This window comes from Priestia sp. SRI_019, from assembly GCF_057586255.1.
In genome coordinates this window covers 140,033-162,508 of the sequence record NZ_JBYCZN010000003.1, presented here as the reverse complement: position 1 = coordinate 162,508, position 22,476 = coordinate 140,033, and the positions used below count along the sequence as shown (strand labels likewise).

The following is a 22,476-nucleotide window of genomic DNA, read 5'->3' as shown; positions in this document are numbered from 1 at the left end:
AAAAGCCTCTTTTTTCAAGAGGCTTTTTGCATCAGCATTTTTAATAGCTGCTTCTTTTTACAGAAGGGCTAATATTCACAGCACTTACTTTAAACCCTGGCATCTTACAGGCGGGATCTAATTTTTCAGAAACAAGATTATTAACATTTTGAGAATCCGCCCAGTGAAAAGGAACAAATACGGTATCTGGCCGAATGCCCTCTGAAAATTTGCTTCTTACCACAATCCTTCCATATGAAGATTCAATTTGTACTAATTCTTGATTCGAAATTTCATATTTTTTCGCTGTTGAAGGGTGGATTTCCATAAAAGATTCGAAATTTCTAGCAGATAAAGACGCACTTTTTCGCGTTTGTACACCCGTTAAATAGTGCGACATCACTCTTCCCGTTGTTAAATAGAGAGGATATTTTTCCGTTATTTTTGCTTTAGGTACAATAGCTTGATTCGAGACAGGGACCATCATCGCTTTTCCATCACTATGAGCAAAATGTGTTTCAAACAGGCGCTCGGTTCCTTTATCTGTTAAGCTTCTGCATGGCCATAAAATTCCTTTTTCTTCTCGTAATCGTTCGTACGTAATACCGGAGTAATCAGCGATTCCTCCTTTGCTTGCCATTCGCAGTTCATTAAATATTTCTTCAGCTGATGAAAACGAAAAATATTCCTCTTTCCCTAAAACTTTAGCAATTTCACATAGTATTTCCCAGTCGTGTTTGATTTCGCCGCGGCATGGAAAGCTAGCTTCGCGTAATGTAACTCTTCCCTCTACATTTGTCATGGTTCCTTCATCTTCCAAGTAGGAAGATGCTGGTAAGATCAAGTTTGCTAATTTTGCCGTTTCTGATTCAAACATATCTGCTACCACTAGAAATTCAAGCTTTTCAAAAGCCTTCTTAACAAAATTAGCGTTTGGATTTGAAACTGTTGGATTTGAACACATCAAAAACAGCCCTTTAATTTCACCGTCATGAATTTTTTCAATCATCTCATATGCAGAAACACCTTTTCTAGGAAGATCTTTCTCCTCTATGTTCCACACATCTGCTATATACATCCGGTGCTCATGATTTTCGATTGAACGGTAGCCTGGAAGCTGATCGGCTTTTTGACCATGCTCTCGGGCTCCTTGCCCATTTCCTTGACCGGTAATGGCCCCATATCCGCAGCGAGGTTTACCGATTTTCCCAACGGAAAGTAGAATATTCAAAAAATTTTGCACCGCAGCACTTCCGTCTGTTTGCTGCTCTACCCCTCTAGCAGTAAAAATCATTCCCGTTTTTCTTTGACCAAACATACGGGCAGCTTGGTACATCTCTTTAAGTGGCACTCCCGTTATTTCTTCAATGATATTAAATTCTAGAGACGCCACATATTGAATTACTTCTTCGAATCCATTGACACGTTCTTGTAGAAATCGTTCATCTAGATACTCTTCTTCGATAAGGACCTTCAAGATTCCATTGGCTAATGCCGCGTCGCTCCCCGGTTTAAGTTTCAAGTGTAAATCAGCTATTTTAGTTGTAGCGGTTTCTCTTGGATCAATTGCAATAATAAAAGCTCCGTTTTCTTTTGCTTTCTCAAAATAAGGCATAATCGTTGGCTGACATTCCGCAATATTTGTTCCAGCTAACATAATACATTCAGTAAACGGAATCTCTTGCAAGCTATTCGTAAATCCTCGGTCCATGCCAAATGTTTTACTAGCAGCAGAAGCAGCAGCCGACATACATAAGCGTCCATTGTAATCAATATACTTTGTCTTTAACGCAACTCGAGCGAATTTCCCTAATAAATAAGCTTCTTCATTTGTAATAGAAGCACTTCCATAAACACCTAGCGCATCTGCTCCATTCTTCTCTTGAATCTCTGTAACGTTTTCTTTAATATAGTGAAGAGCTTCTTTCCAAGAAATCTTTACAAACTCTCCTTTTACTTTTAATAAAGGATATTGAATCCGATCTTTATGCAAAGGATGCTGATGCGCATTCATTCCTTTGATACATAACCTTCCTTGAGAAGTAGGGTTGTCTGTTCCAATTGTTTTATACGTTTTCCTTTTTACATGTGTTTGTTCAACTAACTGCATTTTGCACTGCATGCTGCAGTAAGGACACTGCGTATTATAGATACGCTCGGTTTCAACTTGCTTTTGCTGCTCACGAAAATATTTCAATAGCATCTCAGTCAACGTAGATCACCCTTCTTTCCTATAATAAATATGTGATTGCACGAGAGCGTTCTGAGCTGAGCTGCTTTATTAAATACTCTCGATTGTCTACCTCAAACAAAACTTCTCTGACATGAACAATTCCCACTCGTTCGATCCAGGTCCCGACAGTTTCTAAATAGTTCCCCGTTTCACGGTAATATTGAATCAAAGAACAGCTGATTTCTACTGCTTCTTCGTTTGTTTCGGCCACATAAAACAGCTCGCCGCTTCTAGCTTCTGCGCTGCTTCCGCCGGCATATATTTCCCATCCTCTGTCTATTCTTTTTAATCCTATATCACTTGTTGTTACACTCTCTGCAATGTGAGAACACGAAGCAATACTGATTTTGATATCACATGGAGTCTTTACATATTCAAGCTGTTTATCTAATTCATTTGATAAAGCAAGAGCAGGTTCATACTGACAAATACACGTTCCTTTTCCTATATAAACAGATACATTTTTAACTGTACGTTCATATAGCTGCTGAAGTCCTCTATCTATTTCCTCCCTTACCAACGGAAGATATTCTTTTTTCACTCCAATGAGTTGAATGCGCTGATCATTTGTTAAACGAATAGTAGAGATGTTGTACTTTTCAGCTACATTTGCTATGTTTCTTAATTCCTGTACATTTGTCAGACCACCGTGAATTTGCGGTACCACTGAGTAAGTCCCGTCATGAAGCAGAACGGCCTGTTCATTCTCGGTAATAAATAAAGAATGTGGATCGCTTTCATGATGAGGATTCATCATTTCTAAATAGTAATGAAGACCGCCTTCACATAACGAGCAGCCTTTTATGTTTTCAAATTTTAACACTTCCCTCACTTGCTGAACTGTTTCAAATTGATATCGCTGCATCTCTCTTACCAGCTCATCTTCTGATAAGTGTGTACACGCACAAAAAGTCTTTTCTTCAATAACTTCATCAAACTCATCGCTTTGAATATATGTTAAAAGATTTGTTACAAGAGGTTTGCATCCTCCGCATGAACCTGAAGCTTTTGTACAATTTTTTATTTCATCTACTGTCGTTAAATCATTTTTCTGGACAGCTTCAATAATAGCTCCCTTTGTTACACCGTTACAGTTGCATACGATATCTGGAAGTGACATGGAAGCTACTGCATTTTCTTTTTCATGTTGAGAAGGAAATAACTGTACTTTTTCTGCTTGTGATAAATCCTTTTTTTCACTAATCATTTTTGATAGCTTTACAGCATCACTGGTATCTCCAAAAAGAACAGCTCCCACTATTTTCCCTTCGCGAAAAACGACTTTTTTGTATATGCCATCTAGCATATTCGAAATCGTAATAGCTTTTGCACCTTGATTTTCCTTGAACTCTCCGACTGAGTACACGTCTATTCCTGATATTTTTAACTGAGTGGAAAGAACGGACCCGCCATAACCTTCGTTTTTTATTTGGCAAAGATGTCGCGCTAAAACTTTTCCTTGTTCGTAAAGAGGCGCAACAAGACCGTATGTCATCCCTCGATGTTCAGCGCATTCACCTACTGCATAGATATCTGGAATGCTCGTTTCTAAATAATCATTTACGATAATTGCTCTATTTGTCTCTATTCCGCTTTTTTTAGCTAGATTAACATTTGGCCTCACTCCTGTAGCCATTACAACTAAATCAGCTGCAATTGTGCTATTATCATTAAATCGGACGCCCTCTACTCGGTTTTTCCCTATAATCTCATCCGTATGTTTGTTTAACAGAAAACTCATGCCTTGCTGTTCCAATTCTTCTCTTAACATAGCAGATGCTGCTCTGTCTAACTGTCGCTCCATTAAGAAACCCGAATGGTGAATAACTTGAACATCCATTCCTAGATTTAATAGTCCTCTAGCAGCTTCCAGCCCTAACAGACCTCCTCCAATAACCGCTGCTTTTTTATACTGTTTAGAAATTTCAATCATTTCCTGACAGTCTTCAATGGTACGAAAACCGAGAACACCTTCTTTTTCAAGCCCTTTAACGGGGAGCATATGCGGGCTCGAACCGGTAGCAATAATAAGCTTGTCGTACCTCGTCTCTCTGTTTTTATCTGTTTTTATTATTTTTCTCTTGGTGTCTATGTGCGTAACGCTTTCTCCTTTAAATAAAGTGATATTATTTTCCTTATACCATGCCAAAGAATGAATATTGATATCTTCAAGCTTTGTACTGCCTTGTAAAACGGTTGATAATAAAATCCGATTATAGTTAACGTGAGGCTCACTTCCAAAAACAGTAATATCAAAACAATCTGGAGAATGAATAAGAATTTCTTCAATACAGCGCATTCCCGCCATTCCGTTTCCGATTAATATCAGCTTTTGTTTCGTCATATAAAAACCTCCAACACATAGATTCAGACCGTAAAATATACATTTTTTATTATTTCATAAACTTCTCTAAAAGAAATGAACCTTGTTATAACTTCTAACATTAAAATCTGTTTAAAGCATAGGAATACGCCGATACCATTCGTTGAAAGCAAGCTTTTATATAGAAGATTAATATGCTTTAAAAAGGGGTAGAAAAAAGGATGCTGTGCTTATATCACCTTTCCCTACGCCTTATAAGTAATCTATATAAAATTTTGTTATCTTCTTTTTGCCTACTATTTATTTATTTTGAAATCAATTATGATAAAAGAAAGAGTCTGAATTGGAGGTTTAAAACATGTCAATAACTGTTCACGCCACTCAGTGGATTCATTTTCAAATTAAATTGTATAACCTTCATTCCAAAACGAGATCGCTTAAAGATCAAAAACTAGAATTACCTCTGCCAGAATTCCATCAAAACCTGATCATATTTACATCAGCAGCTCATCATGGCCTTACGTTTGGATATCAAGCCATTCAATGGGATACACCCTATACTTCCTTTCCGATTTACATAGAGCATCAGTCTATTCCATGGTCCACTTTAGAACAACGTTCCCCTAAGCACATAACCGAACATATTACAGCTATTTTCTTAGAGACAATGTTTTATAGACAAAGTCAATTCAAACAATGTCAATTTTGTTTTGAATTTATCATTCCTGAGAGTCTTTTTGACCATACAACCTGTCAAAACTGCGCATCACGACATTTTGGAGTGGTGTATTAATTAACAAACAAAAGCCTGAAGGAGTCAAAAAATCTCTGACTCCTTCAGGCTTTTGTTACATGACTAGCTGAACAAAAAGTGGAATAACGGCAACTGTGACGACGCCTACAATAACAACTGCAATACTTGCCATGGCTGCCTCTACTTCTCCCATTTCAATCCCTACGGCTACTCCTAGCGCATGTCCAGAAGTGCCAAGAGCTAATCCTTTCGAAATTGGATTCTTCACCTTGAATACTTTTAAAAATAAAGCGCCCAGCGCATATACGATGACTGCATTAAAAATAACAGCAAAGGAAGTAATAGCAGGAATACCTCCAATATCTTGAGACAATGGCAGCGCAATCGCTGTTGTAGCTGCTTGTGGAAGCATTGATTTCATCACGACTTCATCCATATGAATACCTTTCGCAATCGCAAAAATAATCGCTACCGAACAAATTGATCCTACCGCAATAGAAGAAAGGATTTGCCACCAGTACTTTTTTAATTTATCAGCTTGTTTATATAAAGGGATGGCAAAAGCAATCGTTGCTGGTTCTAAAAAGAAGCTGATAATTTTTCCGCCGCTACTGTACTCCTCATAAGAAAAGTGACCAATTTTCAAAAAAGCAATCCCGAGTACCATTGCCACAAATAAAGGAGTAAATAAGAAAAACCCTTTTGACTTTTTAAATAAATACGTTCCAATACCGTACGCAGCTAAAGAAACCACGATTCCAAAATACGGATTCATCTTTCCAACCACCTTGTCTCTTTATAATTGATATTAAGCAATGCCCTGTTTTTTTGTTTTTTCACTCATAGCTACATCTTTTATTTCTTCTTTTGCTTTATTATCTTTTGTCATGCCAAGTATAAGCTGTGAAAATAAGCCTGTAACGCCTAACAAAATAATCGTTGCCACGATGATAACTAAACAAATTTGAATGCCGTACTGCTGCATAACACCTAATGAATTCATAACAGAAATACCTGCTGGTACAAATAAAAATCCGATCAAAGAAGTTAAAGCCGTTCCCAGTGATTCAACTTGCTCTAGTTTAATAATCTTCAAGCATAGTGCAAGAAATAACAGCACAAGTCCAATGACTGAAGCAGGCATTGGAAAAGGCAAATGCTCTGCAATAAAATCTGAAATCAACATAATTACGGAAAAAATAAATGCTTGTGTTAAAAAGCCATACACTTTTTTAGCACTCATTTCTTTCACCTCTCTCTGTTTGTTGACTTCATTATATAAAATGAAAACATATTAGAAAGCGTTTTCAAATCAAAGAGTCGAATATTTGTGCTCACTTACAAAAATCGAGCCTTGAAATGCAAAAAACAGCCTGCTAAAATGCATACGCAAGCTGCTTTTTCCTTAAATTCCTAAACGCTTCTTCAATTCTTTAGCATATGTACGGCTGACAGGAACTCTCTCATCGTTTTTCATCACTAAATTATATGTAGAATTAAACCATGGCTGTACCTCGGAAATATGATGTACGTTGACGATATAACCGCGGTGCACACGACTAAACGACTGAGAAGGGAGCTTTTTTTCTAGCATAGCCAGCGTATCAGCAGTATGATAGGATTCGGTTATAGTCTGAATGGTGACTTCTCCTTCTATTAACCCTACAAACAAGATGTCCTCTATATTTACTAACACAATCGAATCGTCTACAGAAATCGCTAACTTTCCAGTTTGAGAAGAAGACTCTCCGATCAATTCTTCTTCTTTCAAAGCGGGATGAGGAACACGCATTTTTTTATATTTATGAATGGCCTGCACCACTCTTTCTTCATCAAAAGGCTTCAAAATGTAATCAATTGCATCTACTTCAAAGGCTTGTAAAGCGTACTGATCGTACGCAGTTGCAAATATAACAGCTGGCGGATTTTTCATTTTTTTAAGCCTTTTAGCAATATCAAAACCGCTGTCATCTGACAGTTGTATATCTAAAAATAATAAATCCGGCTTTTCATCCATCATTTTATCCAACGCCTCTTCGATACTTTCAGCTTCTTCAATGAAGTCTACTTCTTTCGTTCGATGTAATAAATATTTTAATTCATCTCGTGCTAACATTTCATCATCTACTATTAGTACTCGCAGCATATTACATACCCTCGCTTTTTAATTCCATTGGTATAACAAACGAAACCGCTGTTCCTTCTTTTACGTCAAACTCCAGCGTTGTTTCTTTTCCAAATAATCCGTGCAAACGTTGTTTAATATTGTAAAGAGCCGTCCCCGTTCCTTTTTCTGAAAAAACGGGCTGATTGCCAAGCATCTGCAATCGTTTTGCGTCTATACCTTGTCCGTTGTCTTTTACCTTTACGTATACATATTTATCTTTTGTCTCAATATAAACTTCTACACAACAGTGCTTTTGTTTACGCGGAAATGCGTGACGAATGGCATTTTCCACAAGCACTTGAAGAATAAACGGGGGAAGCAAGACATCATCTAGTCCTTCTTCAATATACATGTCAATTTCGTATTTATTAGGGAACCTGGCTTGTTCAAGCGATAAGTATGCGTGAACGTGATCAAGCTCTTTTGATAACGGAATTAACAGCTGCCTTGCACCTTGCAAATTAGAACGAAAATAAACGCTTAGCTGCAAAAGCAGCTTTCTGGCTTTTTCTACGTCCTGTCTGCACAGCGCCGATATCGTATTAATGGCATTAAATAAAAAGTGAGGATTCACCTGTGCCTGTAAAGCTTTAATCTCCGCATCTTTTAGCAATTTACTTCGAAGCTCTGCTTCGCCGAGCTCTAGCTGAGTTGAAAAAAGTTTAGCCAATCCTTCTGCCAGCTCTTCCTCTACCCGGCTTAACCCGCTCGCATCTTTAAAGTACATTTTTAATGTTCCGATTGTGGTACCGTGAGAAGTAAGCGGCATCACAATGGCAGCATGAAGCGGGCAATCTTTATGCTGACAATCAATTTGTTCTCTCGATTTTGCTTTCATAATTTTTCCTGTCTTCAGTACTTCGTGAGACAGCCCGGTAATTAAACTATGCGAAGGAACGTGATGATCAATTCCTTCCCCTACATGAGCTAAAATTTTGTGCGTATCAGTTAGCGAAACAGCATCCGTACCTGTGAAGCGATGAATAATATTTGCAACATTTTCACATGATTCACTAGTAAGACCCTGACGAAAATGTGGAAGCGTTTGATCCGCGATTAATAATACTTTGTGTGTCTGAAGCGCTCTCATTTGTTCCTCTTGCCGTAAAATGGACTGAATAATAGATAAGAAAATATAGCTTCCCGTGCCATTTACAATAATCATTGGAATAGCAATAATACTCACTAGCGTCCATGCCGAATCAAACGGTTTAGCAAATAATAAAATAATCAGCATCTGAAGCGTTTCCATCGCTATGCCTACAAGTGCTGCAAAGCGCGGTGTAATCGTTCGATGTTTTTTCCGGTAGGCATAGCCGATATATCCAGTTAACACCCCTGCTAAAACGGACGAAACTGCACAGCTAAACGCCGTACTCCCTCCTAACATAAAGCGATGAACGCCAGCAAGTAGTCCTACTCCTAAACCAACAAAAGGACCGCCAAGCAGACCGCCCATTTCTACACCCATAATTCGCGTATTTGCAATCGAGCTTGATGGATCTACTTTTAATAATAAGTCTTCATTTCGAATAATGGTTCCTTGAATTTCAATTCCCGTGTAGTTGCTAATAATGCTAAAAAGAGAAAAAATAAAAATAAGTACAGCTTTTCCTTTATACCCTTGCTGTTTGCGGAGAAATTGCCGAAAAACTTTTGTATGTGCCAGCAAAAAACCTAAAATGACAATAACTCCGACTCGTTCTACCATCATAATTAATAAGTGAATCATTTTTAGCCACCCTTTGCTGTCTGTTTCTATTTTATATTGTTACACTGATGGTGGCAGAAATCTAGCTTTACACATATAAAAAAGCTGTTCGAATACGTACTGTATTCGAACAGCTTGACTTTAAGCTTGAATAGGTTTAAAAAATTGAGGCAAGTAATCTTTATGAGCTTCTAGCATCTCATCTACAATTTGCTTAGCTAGTTTATCAGAAGCTACAAGCGGATTAATGGTTAATGCTAAAATAGCTTTATCATAATCTCCGGTCACTGCTGCTTCAGCTGCAATCCGTTCAAATGACTTAATTGTTTGAACAAGACCTCTGACAGGTACAGGAAGGTCGCCGACTGAAATTGGCTTCGGTCCATCTTTTGTAATGATACAGCTTACTTCTACGGCAGAATCAGCAGGAATGCTTGCTATGGCACCATTATTAATAGTATTTACAGGCTGAATATCGCCTTTATCCGTGTAAATGGATGTAATCAATCGAACGGCTGCATCACTATAATAGGCTCCGCCGCGCTGTTCTAATTGAGGCGGTTTAATGTCTAGATTAGGATCTTTATACAGTTCGAACAGCTCTTTTTCCAACTGTTTTACGACTTCTGCTCTGGTTTCACCTTTTTCATAATTAACAAGCTCTTTTTCTACCATTTCACGCGTTTTATAATAGTACATGTGATATGGACAAGTTAACGCATTTAGGGCTTTTGTAAATTCTGGCTCCCATCCAAGTCCCGCTACATTTTTCACAAAGCTGCTGTTAGTTGGATCACTTAGTAAATCAATAACTTGATCTTTGACGCTTACGCCATCTACATACACATCTAATCCGTAGACCATATGATTTAAACCAGCAAAATCAATTCGAATGCGAGAGTGATCTACATCAAGCAGCTTAGCAATGCCCATTTCCATTCCGATTGGCACATTACAAAGTCCTACAATCTTTTTAATGTTACTATAGCGAAGCACAGCTTCTGTTACCATGCCTGCAGGATTTGTGAAGTTAATCAGCCAAGCTTCTGGACATAACTCTTCAATATCACGGCAGATATCTAAAATAACCGGAATTGTACGAAGTCCTTTAAATAACCCGCCCGGTCCGTTTGTCTCTTGACCAAGCACCCCGTATTTAAGCGGTATTCTTTCATCTTTTGCTCGGGCGTCTAACAAGCCAACGCGAAATTGAGTCGTTACGAAATCCGCATCTTTTAATGCTTCTCTTCGATCTAACGTTAAATGAACACTAATTGGCAAACCTGATTTTTTCACCATTCGCTTCGCTAAATTCCCAACAATCTCTAGCTTTTCTTTTCCTTCTTCCACGTCTACTAGCCACAGTTCTCGAACTGGAAGTTCATCGTATCGTTTAATAAATCCTTCTATTAGTTCAGGCGTATAGCTTGAACCGCCGCCAATCGTTACAATCTTAATACCTTTTGTCATAGTGTAATCCCCCCAGAAATTTTGATTGCTTCATATAAATCTACAAATTCAGTGGCCATTTCTTTTACCGTCATGGCATTCATTAAATGATCTTGAGCATGAATCATAAGCAGAGAAATTTCTGTGCTTTCCCCTCTAATTTCACCTTGAATTAACGACGTTTGGATATGATGAGCGGCATTTAATTCTTCAGAAGCCTGTGTAAGCTTTTCACGCGCTTCTGAGAAATTTCCGCTTTTGGCAGCCGCTATTGCTTCCATTGCTGAACTTCTGCCGTTTCCACCGTGTAAGATTAATTTAAAAATATATTCTTGAATGCTTTCCATCCTTTATCCCTCCTCACACAATATCTTTCTTTGTATCACTTGGTACCCCTTCAGCTACAGGCTGTATACCGTTTTCTTCAGTGAATTTTTGTTTATCCCACATTCTAAAGAAAGGATAGTAGATGCAAACAGAGATTCCAATGTTAATAGCTTGCATAACTGCACCCGATAATTTCCCTCCTGTTGCCAGATAGCCAGAAATAATCGGAGGCATAGTCCAAGGAACCGCAATACCTGCTGGTTTTGCTACGAGTCCTGTCGACATGGCAATATAGGTTGCTACTACCGTCACAAGAGGGGTAATAATAAACGGAATAAGCATCATTGGATTCATCACCATCGGAAGTCCAAAGATGATTGGCTCATTGATATTAAAAAGAGCTGGCCCTATTCCTAATTTACCAAGCTGCTTCATTTGTTGACTGCGCGCTTTTAAAATCATCGCAACGACTAAAGCTAACGTTGCTCCGCTGCCTCCGATATTGATCCAAATATCAAAGAACTGCTGTGTAAAAATATTTGGTAATGCTTCATGGTTAGCAAAAGCTATTCGGTTTTCATCCATAGCTCCATACCAAATGGGAGCCATAATTCCACCCACAATATTCGCTCCATGAAGTCCACATGACCACATGAGCATAATAACAAGCTCGGCAACTAGCGTACCGCCTAAACTGCCGCCTAACACACCTAAAGGCTTTCCAAGCAATTCTCCAACGATATTATGCAGACTTCCAAAATGAGTTTGTTCTACTAACAAACGTAAAATCCAAATAAATGCTATTACCGTAAAGCCAGGAATAAGAGCAGCAAACGATTTTCCAACAGCGGGAGGAACTCCATCAGGCATCTTGATGACAAAGTCTTTTTGAATAAACCATCTGTAAATTTCCGTAGAGAGAATCGCGACAATCATTGCTACAAAAAGCCCTTTACTTCCCATTAAAGCGGTTGGAATTCCGCCGTCTACTAAAATAGCTTCTTTGGCTCCACTTGGGAGAAAGGACACTTTATACGGAGTAGCAAGTAAAAAAGCAGCAAGTGAAATAGCCCCTGCGGACAAAGCATCTACTCCGTATTTTTCAGCTAGCCGATAGGCTATTCCGAAACAAGCAAGCAGCGCCATAATATCGAATGTAGCTCCAACTGGATAGGCCATTTTCGTTGCCCATTCTTTTCCGAAAATCCCTGCCATAAAGTCGTTGTAACCTGGTATCGGTAAATTCGACAGTATTAAAAATACTGAACCGATAATAATAAGCGGCATTGTCAGAACAATACCGTCTCGAAGTGCTTGTAAATGGCGTTGACCCGCCATTTTTCCCGCGATAGGCATTACTTTGCTTTCAAGCATACTATTAAATTTGCTCATGTAGTCCACACTCCTATTTTGAAACTAGTTGAACTGCAAATTTTAACACTTGTTCTCCATTACACGTTCCGTAGTGAACAGGATTTATAACGTCAACTGGCACCCCTTTTTCTTCACCAAGCTTCTTAAGCTGCGGCAATAAGTAGCGCACTTGAGGTCCTAATAAAAGTACATCCGCTTGATCAATATGGTTGCGAACAGAGTCACCAGGAACCGCCCAAATTTTATACTCCGTACTTTGCTCATGAGCGCTCTTTTCCATTTTTGTTACTAGTAAACTTGTAGACATTCCAGCTGCACAACATAATAGAATATTCATTTGTCATTCCCCCGTTTTTTTATTTTGCTATCTGTTTTGTTGATAGTTTTATCTTAAAATAAAAGCGCTTACATTTATACACAACCTTTTTCCGCTACTAACGGAAAAAATATGTTTGAACATTCAGATAAAAAAGAAGTCCCTCTCTCAGACTTCTTTTTTTATCTAATATTTTTCATAAACACCTCGATAAATTCCTCATAATCCTTGCACTTTACTAAGCGCTGCACGACCTGCTTATCATCCACAACGCGGACTAACAAACTGTACATCTTCTGCAAATCGCCTTGATTATTCGCTTTTACACTTAAAAGGCAAATAAATTGTACGAGGTTTCCTTCCCACATAATCGGTTTTTTCAACGTGCAAATGGCCCAAAACGTCGTATCCGTCTGAGGAACCATAGGATGAGGAATCGCAACGAGATTGCCAAAACTTGTTGGTGATGCAGCTTCTCTTTCAAAAACAGATTCTATAAATTGAGAAGGAACTAGTCCTAGATGAGTTAATTTCTCTCCTAAAAAATGAAGTACTTCTTCTCTCGTTTGAAATTCTTGCTGTAAATATACTAATTCTTTTTTTGTGTATTCTAAGGAAGGTAGCTGTTTGTTCTTCATTAAACAATCAATTTTTTTAAAATCACTGTTTCCTAGAATCGTACTTACTTGTACTACAGGAACAGGAAGATGATCTGGAATTGGAATGGTACTAACAATAAAATCTAAAGAGTGCAGCGACATTTGGTGAAGCTTATAATACTGCGTTGTGCCTAAAATAGTCAGATTTAATCCAAAAGTAGCCTGCAGCTTATATGATAATAGCTTGGCACTCCCTACTCCCGATGCGCATACAATCAAACAGCGCTTAGGCTGATTGATAATTTTTCGACGTTCAATAGCCCCTCCAATATGTAAAGCTAAATAGCCAATTTCCGTTTCATGCATGTCGATTTCAAGGCGATTTTTCAAAACCTTCCCAGCTATAATCCCAGCTTCAAAAGCCAGAGGGTAATGACTCTTAATTCCTTCAAGCATCGGGTTTCGCAGATTCATTCCATATTTATAGCGATTGATAGCCGGTTTCAAATGCAAGCTCATGCCAAGGATCAGCTCTGAATCTTCACTAATTCCTAAATGAAGCTCTTTTTCAATTGCTTCTAATATAGCTGCAGTTAATTCATAAATATTTGTGTCAATAAACTGCTTCACTTCTTTTTCTTCATGATTGCTATTGTTGAGCATTTTTGTACCTAACAAATGAATGGCGATATATGCCGTTTCTGACTTCGGAAAACGAATCTTGAATGCATTTTCAATCTCTCGCACAATTTCAGCTGCCACTTCATATTCTTTATGCTCCATAATCTCAAGCAGATCTTCTGAATACAAAGAGATAAAATTTTCTTCTTGTATTCGCTTACAAGCTATCGCTAAATGAATGATTAAATTGTTTAATCCAATGTCTGAAACCATAATATTGTATCGTTTTATTTGATTTAAAATGTGGGCTTTAATCGTTAAGATTGATTCTTGGGGCAGGATAGATATTTTATTGTATACCATATCTATTTCTTTATCTTTTCGGTTGAATATGTACTCAGACATACAGAATCTCATTTTCATTTCGTCCCCTTTAGCTTTCAAGCCATAGTTAGGACGTTTTTCTAAAAGAATATCATATTTACAAAGCTGTTTTTTAACATCTCTTAAATCGTTTTGAACCGTTGACTTGCTAATATACAACTCGTCTGCTAAATCTTCGAGCTTCAAATATTCGTCTGCTAGCAGCAGCCTTTTGATTAAATAATGCACGCGGTCATCAGGAACGGTTGGAATAGAAGTTGCATCAAATAATTGATTAGCCGAAAGTTCTTTTAATAGGTGATGGAACTGTTTTTCATCTAAAACGCTAAGTTCATATCCTGTCCCACGAGCTGATTTAATTTTAGCTCCGTACTGAGACAAAATGTCATCTAGCTGTTTTATATCCGTTCGAATAGTTCGAGAAGATACTTGATTTACTGTTGCTAAATATTCACTCGTAACGGTTGATAGTGTAGACTGTACGGACATTAGTTCTCTTAATATGACGATCATTCTTGAATTAAGCATGTTTGCTTCTCTCCATTCTCAGAAGATTTCTCCCTTATAAAACAAATAAAAAGGGGTGGTTATTTTAAACAAAAACAAAAAACACCTAAACAGCAACAAACAGAAACTACCTTTTTCTGTCCTTGCAGCTTAGGTTTTGCCTGCTTCATCAGTAACAACCCTAAAACAATAGGAATAAATGTCTTTATTTGTAATCTATCATTCTTTCTCTTTTTTTTCAATTTCAACTAAAGCATTAGGCTTAGTGGCCTTAATGAGATTTATGTGGTCTGTTTATACCGGTGTAGCCCCAATGCAAACGTACGGATTAAAAAGTCTAGAGTCTCATCAGTGCTTAATGACATTCCAAATCCCCCTTTCTGCTCCAAAGAAGAAAACCCATGTAAAATACTGCGAAGACTTCTAACAGCATGAAGGGCTTCATTTTCCGGAAGCTGATACGGTTTCAACACCTCCAGCACTAAAAACACAATGTTATCAGATACTTTTTGTACTTCTTCATCCTGTATCCTTGTTGCTACCGTTGCCGTTGCTTCGTATATTCCCGGAGACTTTCTTACAAATGAAACGTATGCTTTACTTAGCCGATAAACAGCGTCTTCTCTAGAAGCATGTTCAACAGCACTTTTTAAAAGATGATATAGCTGCTGCAGTCCACTTAAAGCCAGTTCTTTGCGCAGCTCTTCTAACCCTTTTATATGGTTATATAAAGACGGTGGACGAACATTTAATTCTTTGGCTAATGAGGCAATTGTAACAGCATAAAACCCTTCACGATTGGCCAAATTTTCACCTGTTTGAATCACCTTTTTGAAATCTAGTCCTTGTCGTGGCGACATTCCTTCATCCCCTTTTTTCTATTTTTACTTTTGCTTGTTGTATTACTTTTTCCATCAATTTTAGCTGCTGAGAAAGAATTCTTCCGTGTCCAACAGCAAGAAGTGACGGGTTTAGTTCATGTAGCTTTTCTGCACTTTTAAGCGCTAGCTCTTTGCTCCACGTTCCAAAGGCAGGAAACGGAAACAGCGGTTTTAACTGACCTGATACCGCAATTCCTCCTCGCACTTGGAACGAATCTCCGGCAATCAATGCGTTCGTTCTCTGATCCAAAAAAGACATAGATCCAGGTGTATGTCCAGGTGTAAAAATAGGAGCAAGTGAGCCTATATAAGAATCTTCTTCGATGAAATGATCAATTTTAGTTGAAACCTTTCCTAGTTTTGGTATTCCTCCACGGATTGGGTTTTGAGGTTCTTCAGAATCGAGTGTGAAATCTCCTGAAAATAATCGATAATCTCTTTGCGACATATAAACAGAAGCATTCGGCAAACTTTTCTTCAAATGATCAATCGCTCCGATGTGATCTTCATGAGTATGTGTAAAAACAATTCGAGTAATCGGTTTTCCAATTTGATCTGCAGCTTTCAAAATACCCGACGCGCTGTAAGGAAGAGCTGCATCAATTAATGTAAGACTGTCTTTCTCTTCGACTAAATAACAATTTACTGGAAAAAAGCGAGGCAAAAACGTCAGTTGATACAACATTTTCTCACGAACTATTCTCATTTCTTCATCCCCTATTATCAAAATAAAAACTAATACCATTAGTTTTATCAATCATATATTGGAAAAAACAAAAAAAGTGTGAGACATAACGAAATTAATTAAATCTAAAGACGAACAAATGGGATAAAGAAGCTCGTATAGATCACTTGTTACACAGTCCCCACAAAAAAATCCGAACGCGTTTGATTCTCCATCAAGAATCAAACACGTTCGGACCTTCCTTTAACTAAACTACTTTTTTCATAGCCTCTATTAAAATTAAACGTCTTTTCTTTCCCCAGTAGCAGCTACTACAATCGCACTGCCTTTCTTTAACTCTTCTTCATATTTTTTTGTTTCGTCTTTTGATAAGCCTAGTGAAGCCATTTTTGTTCGAAGCTCATCTTCTCTGGTTAAAAATAAACTCGCTGCTGAATGTAAAGGACCTTCTTCAGACAGTCGAATAATATTTGTGTCCGTTACTTCTGTTAAATTTTTAGAATTTTCCTTGTCATACGTAAACACGTATACTTCATCTTTCTCAAAACCTTTCTCTGCAAATTGATTAACTGCTTCGTTAATGTTTGCTCCTTTTTCTACTACTTCAACATGTTTCATTATTTATAACCTCCTGTTTCTATCGCACAACTTTCTTTTATACTTAGCAAAAAAATAAACTTCTTACTACTATATATACCCGTTTTCAGAAAGGAAAACCCGCATTTAGAGCTTTGCAGAGAGTTTGAATATCATTCCACATTATCCTTTAATAGAATGTATACCTCTTTTGATTAACTTATTTGAAACAATCATTCAGCTTATTTTCAGCTACCATTCATAAGAAATTCATCTGCATTGCTTATTATAAAAAAGGAAAAAGACGCTAATCAGGTACTTTATACGCATAATGAATGTCTGTGTCAGAGTAAGCCAGATATGAATGCAACCATTCATATCCGCTTTTTGTATGAAAGAACCTCTAACAACATCCTGTCCATACGTCTTACAACATACTATAATTCTCCATATTAACTAAAAATTCAGGTTATATAGGAGGTTATAAATGAACAGCCATCCACAGCCACAGTTAAAAAAAGAGTTAAAGATCCGGCACATCACCATGATTTCTCTTGGAGGAATTATCGGTGCTGGATTATTTATCGGAAGCGGATCACTTATTAACACCGCTGGACCAGGATCTATTTTTTCGTACGCATTTGCTGGCTTGCTCGTTATTTTAGTCATGCGAATGCTTGGCGAAATGTCTACTGCAAATCCTTCCAGCGGTTCTTTTTCCACTTATGCAAAAGAAGCATTAGGCCCTTGGGCCGGCTACACGATTGGCTGGCTTTACTGGTTTTTTTGGGTTATCGTTATTGCTGTTGAAGCCATTGCAGGTGCAAATATTATTCAATACTGGTTCCCGTCTTTGCCGTCTTGGGGAGTAAGCTTGGCTCTTACTTTTTTATTAACGATGACCAATCTGTACTCTGTTAAATCTTTCGGAGAATTTGAATATTGGTTTTCCCTCATTAAAGTCGTCAGTATCGTTCTTTTTTTACTTTTAGGTATAGCTATTATTTGTGGATTCATTCCAGGAATTGATTCTCCCGGCACTTCCAACCTTTTACACAAAGGCGGATTTTTACCGAATGGAATTAGCTCTGTATTTTTAGGCATTGCCCTTGTCATGTTCTCCTTTATGGGAACAGAAATTGTCGCAACCGCAGCAGGTGAATCGTCTCAGCCTGAAAAAGCCATTACCATCGCGACCAATACCGTTATTTATCGCATCTTATTTTTCTATTTAGGATCTATCTTTATTTTAGTGACGGTTCTTCCATGGAATTCATCAAGCCTAATGAAAAGCCCATTTGTATCTATTCTTGAATTAGTGAATGTACCGGCCGCAGCTCAAATTATGAACTTTATCATTTTAACAGCCGTTCTTTCCTGTCTGAATTCTGGCCTGTATACAAGTTCTCGCATGCTGTTTTCCATGTCTCAAAACGGCGATGCGCCAAAAAGCTTTTCAAAATTAAACAAAAAAGGCGTGCCGGTTAGTGCGATATTAGCATGTACAGTTATCTCGTACGTTAGCGTTATCTTTAACTACATTTCACCGGACAAAATCTTTTTGTTTTTAGTGAATGCATCAGGCGGCGTAGCGCTTCTTGTGTATCTTGTTATTGCATTTTCACAGATTAAAATGAGAAAAAAATATGAAAAAGAAAATCCTGAAGCATTAAAAATTAAAATGTGGTTATTTCCTTACTTAACTTACGCTACCATCCTTGCCATCACTAGTATTTTTATTGCCATGGCATTTATTGATTCATTACGTTCGCAGTTCTTTTTAACTCTTTTAATTGCTGTACTCGTCGTAGGTTCTTTTTTCTTTCAGCGTACCAAAATGACGAGTGGCTTAGCAGCAAAAGAAAATACATCAAAATAAAAAAGGTTGAGACATAACTAAATGAATCCAACCTAAAGATGAACAAATGAGATACATGAGCTTGACTGCTTATTACACCGCAGTTGATTTTCGTGCAAGGCTTCGCTTTCCGCGGGCGGCCGCTGAGCCCGCAGGAGTCTTCGCCTTGCCCTCTAATCACCTGCTAGAAGGAACGAAACAGATGAAACTATATTCACCATCAAAAAAACGAACCACGAATCAAACATATTGATTAATGGTTCGTTTTTCACTTGGATTAAAATGCTTTTGTAGCAGCCTCTTTTTATTTAACGAGATAAATCTCCTACAATTTTTGTTCCGTGTAATTCAGCTGCTTTTGTTTCTTTCATAACCCGCTCTGCGTTGCCTTCATGAATTCCTCCGCCGGGCAAAATAATAATACGGTCGTCAGCATATGTGATCAATTCTCGGATCATATGCAGATTTTGCAAAGCAGACCCTTTCCCTCCTTTGGTCAAAATACGGTCTGCTCCCAATTCAATAAGTATATCAATGGCTTTGTATTTATCTTTAATCTCATCAAATGCCATATGAAATGTAATGCTTAAAGGACGAGCTTCTGCTATTAACTCTTTAGTGCGTCCGTAATCGATTTCAGCTTCTTCTGTTAAAATGCCGAATACTACTCCGTTTACTCCAAGGTCTTTACATGCTTTAACGTCTTTTTTCATAATTTGAAATTCTGCTTCGGAATATATAAAATCACCGCTTCTTGGGCGAATAATTACGTTGATATCTGTATCAAGATGTTCGCTTGCATATTCAATGGTGCCGTAACTTGGCGTAGTGCCTCCTTGACTGAGATTGTCACACAATTCAATGCGGTCTGCTCCTAGCTTTTCTGCTTTTTTTGCCTGCTCATACCCTTCTACACAGGCTTCTTTTATGTACTTCATACTTTTAACTCCTTTATTGACTCTATAAATAAAGCCCATCTTTAAAAAGATGGACTTCCTTTTGCTATTTAATCGCTTTATGAACTTTTAATTTCTTTCCTTTAATCGTTTTGTTTTTCATTGCTTGTAACACTTTTGGACCTTTTCCATTCAAAATCTCTACATAAGAGACATTTTCTTGGATCGTAATAATTCCAATATCGTCTGCGGTTACTCCGTCTAATTTCGCAATTGTTCCCACAAAATCAACCGCTCTAATTTTCTTTTTCTTTCCTCCGTTAAAATACAGCTTCATAATGTCTTTATTTAATGACTCGCTTTTGTCCTTTTTAACTTCTGGACGCTCATTGATTTTTTCAGTAAAAGCGGATGCTGCCTGCTGTACTTCTTCTTTAGAAGGAGGAGTAGATGTTGGAATTGAAAAACCGATATATTCTTCAATTTCCGATAGCATTCTCTCTTCATATGGCGTTACAAATGTGATAGCATTCCCTTTTTTACCGGCACGTCCCGTTCTTCCTGTACGGTGAACGTAGCTTTCTTTTTCTAACGGAAGATCGTAGTTAATAACGTGTGTGATATTATCAATATCAATGCCTCTCGCAGCTACATCTGTCGCCACTAAATAGCGGAATTTACCTTTTTTGAAATCATTCATAACCTCAAAACGGTCTTCTTGTACCATTGCCCCGTGAATTTTATCACAAGGATACCCAAGATCATCTAAATCATCTAACAGCGTATTTACCTGCTCTTGTGTGCGGCAAAAAATGATGCAGCTGTCTGGGTTTTCTACTGTGGTTACGTCTTTCAGCAGTTCAAATTTACGTTCGTTTTCTACTGATATAACAGAATGGTCAATCGTACTTGTCGTTAATCCATTTGCTTTGATTTCAACATCAACTGGCTTTTTCATATACTTGCGAGAAAGCTCTTCAATATCTTCAGGAAGGGTAGCGGAGAAAAGCATCGTTACACGCTCACTAGGAAGATGTTGAATAATTGCTTCTACTTGGTCAATAAAACCCATATTTAGCATTTCATCTGCTTCATCAATAACCAAATAACGAATTTTCTCTAATGCAAGCGTTTCTTTTTCTATATGATCAAGCACTCGTCCAGGCGTACCTACAACAATATGTGTTTTTTGCTTTAATTCTACTTTTTGCTTGGCAAACGGTGATTTCCCATAGACAGCTGCTGCTTTAATTCGCTTAAAACGGCCGATATTTGTAATATCTTCTTTTACCTGCGCAGCCAGCTCTCGTGTAGGTGTTAATACTAAGGCCTGGGGCTTATTTTCTTCCCAGTTAACTAATTCACACAGTGGAATGCCAAAGGAAGCCGTTTTTCCACTTCCTGTTTGAGACTTCACGACCATATCTCTTTCTTCTAGTGCAATAGGGAGCACCTTGCTTTGTACTTCCGTGGGATGATTGTATTGCAGGCTAGAAAGCGCCTTAGCTACCTTGTCACTAAGACCATATTGACTAAAACTTCTTTGATTCATTTTGTACCCTCATTTATTTTAAATTAGTGATTATCTTTATCATGACCTGATGCACTATGTTTCATTATACTTTAATTCTTCTATACGCGCTCAAGATTTAATGTAGCATTGATTTGTCAAACAAAAGAGAAAAGCCGCTCTCTTATTAATAAGAAAACGGCTTTGGTATGAGCGATGAGGGATTCGAACCCCCGACCCCATCCCTGTCAAGGATGTATTCTCCCACTGAACTAATCGCTCGTGATATGTATTGACTATATTATAGAAAGAGTTATCCAATTTTGTCAACTATTTTTCCGCAGTTCCCAAGTTGGAAGGATCGTCTTTACTTTTGATAAAATAAAAACATGCCCTAAAGGAGCGTGACGGGATGAAAGTACCAACTTTAAAAATTGACAGCCGTGTACTTCAAGGATTCGCTTCCAAAGAGACAATCGAAAAAGCGCTGTTACATGAACGTTCTGCTAAAGATAGAGAGAAATGATTTACTAAGAGGTGCATTTGATGAATATTAATTATTATTTTAGTCGGTTTTTAGCTAAGAAACCGGATAGCTCAACGTACGAAAGCTTAGCTGCTTTACAGAACAAACACATGCTTCATGTTCCTTTTGAGAACTTAGATGTTCTGTCTCAAACCCCTATTGTAATTGATTTAGAACGAATTTTTCAAAAAGTAATTGTAAATTTACGTGGAGGATTTTGCTACGAATTAAACGGTCTATTTGGCTGGCTGTTAAAAGAAAGCGGATATGAAGTCTCTTACGCTTCAGCTACCGTCAAAAAACCCGATGGCACGTGGACCATTGAAGGAAGTCACGCTACAAACCTTGTGACGATTGAAAATCAGTCTTACATCGTAGACGTTGGATTTGGAGATTCTGTGCGCAAACCAATGCCTTTAAATGGCGAAGTAGTAAGAGATGTAAGCGGCTCTTATCGTATGACAAACGTTGCTGAGCATATGTATGATTTGCAGCGATGGGAAGATAGTGTATGGAAAACACTCTACCGTGTGTCTACTATTCCTAAAAAACTGACTGACTTTACTCCGATGTGTGAGTTCAATCAAACGTCAGCTGATTCTCCGTTTGTACACAAACGTCTTGTTACGATCGCAACCCCTACAGGGCGCATTACCCTCTCTGGTGAAACGCTAACTGTAACAGATGGCGGGAAAAAGACGAAAAGGAACGTTTCAGAAGAAGAAATACCTGATATTTTACAAAATCATTTTTATATTATTAAAGGATTTTATTAATATGTCCTTACACAAAAAAACCGG

At 37.8% G+C, this 22,476-nt stretch carries 19 protein-coding genes and 1 tRNA gene; 3 read left to right on the top strand and 17 right to left on the bottom strand.

Features of this window, described 5'->3' with window-relative positions; translation table 11 throughout:
• Positions 1 to 40: 40 nt before the first annotated feature.
• Together nasC and nirB are read right to left on the bottom strand one after the other, a co-directional pair.
• Positions 41 to 2,191, bottom strand: coding sequence for an assimilatory nitrate reductase catalytic subunit NasC (gene nasC / locus AC2YJL_RS19170; protein ID WP_230931804.1), 2,151 nt, complete (start codon positions 2,189 to 2,191; stop codon positions 41 to 43).
• 19 nt (positions 2,192 to 2,210) lie between these two features.
• Positions 2,211 to 4,556: a nitrite reductase large subunit NirB gene (nirB, locus tag AC2YJL_RS19165; protein ID WP_487374895.1), complete on the bottom strand. Its 2,346-nt coding sequence runs from the start codon at positions 4,554 to 4,556 to the stop codon at positions 2,211 to 2,213.
• A 337-nt stretch (positions 4,557 to 4,893) separates the two neighbouring features.
• Here nirB and AC2YJL_RS19160 point away from each other — a divergent pair, with 337 nt between their 5' ends.
• Positions 4,894 to 5,328: a hypothetical protein gene (locus tag AC2YJL_RS19160; RefSeq protein ID WP_060744843.1), complete on the top strand. Its 435-nt coding sequence runs from the start codon at positions 4,894 to 4,896 to the stop codon at positions 5,326 to 5,328.
• 55 nt (positions 5,329 to 5,383) lie between these two features.
• Here the strand turns inward: AC2YJL_RS19160 and lrgB are convergent, their stop codons facing one another.
• From lrgB to AC2YJL_RS19100, 12 genes are all read right to left on the bottom strand, one after another.
• Positions 5,384 to 6,064, bottom strand: a complete 681-nt coding sequence (gene lrgB, locus AC2YJL_RS19155) for an antiholin-like protein LrgB (RefSeq protein WP_050689329.1) — start codon at positions 6,062 to 6,064, stop codon at positions 5,384 to 5,386.
• Positions 6,065 to 6,097: 33 nt separating this feature from the next.
• Positions 6,098 to 6,532 (bottom strand): antiholin-like murein hydrolase modulator LrgA, encoded by a 435-nt coding sequence (gene lrgA, locus AC2YJL_RS19150; RefSeq protein WP_028407516.1) that lies wholly within the window; start codon positions 6,530 to 6,532, stop codon positions 6,098 to 6,100.
• A gap of 162 nt (positions 6,533 to 6,694) precedes the next feature.
• Complete coding sequence (locus AC2YJL_RS19145) at positions 6,695 to 7,435, bottom strand: LytR/AlgR family response regulator transcription factor (RefSeq protein ID WP_487374894.1); 741 nt, start codon at positions 7,433 to 7,435, stop codon at positions 6,695 to 6,697.
• A 1-nt stretch (position 7,436) separates the two neighbouring features.
• Entirely contained in the window at positions 7,437 to 9,188 is a 1,752-nt protein-coding gene (locus AC2YJL_RS19140) for a sensor histidine kinase (RefSeq protein ID WP_251567151.1), read from the bottom strand.
• Between the two features lie 120 nt (positions 9,189 to 9,308).
• The gene (locus AC2YJL_RS19135; RefSeq protein ID WP_487374893.1) at positions 9,309 to 10,637 is read right to left on the bottom strand and encodes a 6-phospho-beta-glucosidase; all 1,329 of its coding nucleotides are present in this window, start codon (positions 10,635 to 10,637) and stop codon (positions 9,309 to 9,311) included.
• Positions 10,634 to 10,963 (bottom strand): PTS lactose/cellobiose transporter subunit IIA, encoded by a 330-nt coding sequence (locus tag AC2YJL_RS19130; protein WP_050689334.1) that lies wholly within the window; start codon positions 10,961 to 10,963, stop codon positions 10,634 to 10,636. Before AC2YJL_RS19130 ends, AC2YJL_RS19135 begins: the two co-directional genes overlap by 4 nt.
• Before the next feature lie 13 nt (positions 10,964 to 10,976).
• Complete coding sequence (gene celB / locus AC2YJL_RS19125) at positions 10,977 to 12,335, bottom strand: PTS cellobiose transporter subunit IIC (protein WP_050689335.1); 1,359 nt, start codon at positions 12,333 to 12,335, stop codon at positions 10,977 to 10,979.
• 13 nt (positions 12,336 to 12,348) lie between these two features.
• Complete coding sequence (locus AC2YJL_RS19120; RefSeq protein ID WP_195695323.1) at positions 12,349 to 12,654, bottom strand: PTS sugar transporter subunit IIB; 306 nt, start codon at positions 12,652 to 12,654, stop codon at positions 12,349 to 12,351.
• 161 nt (positions 12,655 to 12,815) lie between these two features.
• On the bottom strand, positions 12,816 to 14,765 hold the full coding sequence (locus AC2YJL_RS19115) for a BglG family transcription antiterminator (RefSeq protein ID WP_195695324.1): 1,950 nt from the start codon (positions 14,763 to 14,765) through the stop codon (positions 12,816 to 12,818).
• A 260-nt stretch (positions 14,766 to 15,025) separates the two neighbouring features.
• Positions 15,026 to 15,604, bottom strand: coding sequence for a TetR/AcrR family transcriptional regulator (locus AC2YJL_RS19110; RefSeq protein WP_230931800.1), 579 nt, complete (start codon positions 15,602 to 15,604; stop codon positions 15,026 to 15,028).
• 4 nt (positions 15,605 to 15,608) lie between these two features.
• Positions 15,609 to 16,331 (bottom strand): MBL fold metallo-hydrolase, encoded by a 723-nt coding sequence (locus AC2YJL_RS19105; protein ID WP_487374892.1) that lies wholly within the window; start codon positions 16,329 to 16,331, stop codon positions 15,609 to 15,611.
• 258 nt (positions 16,332 to 16,589) lie between these two features.
• A complete protein-coding gene (locus tag AC2YJL_RS19100; RefSeq protein ID WP_230931798.1) occupies positions 16,590 to 16,928 on the bottom strand; it encodes a YflT domain-containing protein in 339 nt (112 codons plus the stop codon).
• A 445-nt stretch (positions 16,929 to 17,373) separates the two neighbouring features.
• Between AC2YJL_RS19100 and AC2YJL_RS19095 the strand changes: the two genes are divergently transcribed.
• Positions 17,374 to 18,765, top strand: coding sequence for an amino acid permease (locus AC2YJL_RS19095; RefSeq protein ID WP_074679191.1), 1,392 nt, complete (start codon positions 17,374 to 17,376; stop codon positions 18,763 to 18,765).
• A 287-nt stretch (positions 18,766 to 19,052) separates the two neighbouring features.
• Here AC2YJL_RS19095 and AC2YJL_RS19090 read toward each other — a convergent pair whose 3' ends face one another.
• From AC2YJL_RS19090 to AC2YJL_RS19080, 3 genes are all read right to left on the bottom strand, one after another.
• The gene (locus AC2YJL_RS19090; RefSeq protein WP_195695327.1) at positions 19,053 to 19,682 is read right to left on the bottom strand and encodes a copper homeostasis protein CutC; all 630 of its coding nucleotides are present in this window, start codon (positions 19,680 to 19,682) and stop codon (positions 19,053 to 19,055) included.
• A gap of 64 nt (positions 19,683 to 19,746) precedes the next feature.
• Positions 19,747 to 21,192 (bottom strand): DEAD/DEAH box helicase, encoded by a 1,446-nt coding sequence (locus AC2YJL_RS19085; RefSeq protein WP_487374891.1) that lies wholly within the window; start codon positions 21,190 to 21,192, stop codon positions 19,747 to 19,749.
• Between the two features lie 168 nt (positions 21,193 to 21,360).
• Positions 21,361 to 21,432, bottom strand: a tRNA-Val gene (locus AC2YJL_RS19080).
• Between the two features lie 264 nt (positions 21,433 to 21,696).
• Between AC2YJL_RS19080 and AC2YJL_RS19075 the strand changes: the two genes are divergently transcribed.
• Positions 21,697 to 22,452, top strand: coding sequence for an arylamine N-acetyltransferase family protein (locus tag AC2YJL_RS19075; protein ID WP_195695329.1), 756 nt, complete (start codon positions 21,697 to 21,699; stop codon positions 22,450 to 22,452).
• Positions 22,453 to 22,476: the final 24 nt, after the last annotated feature.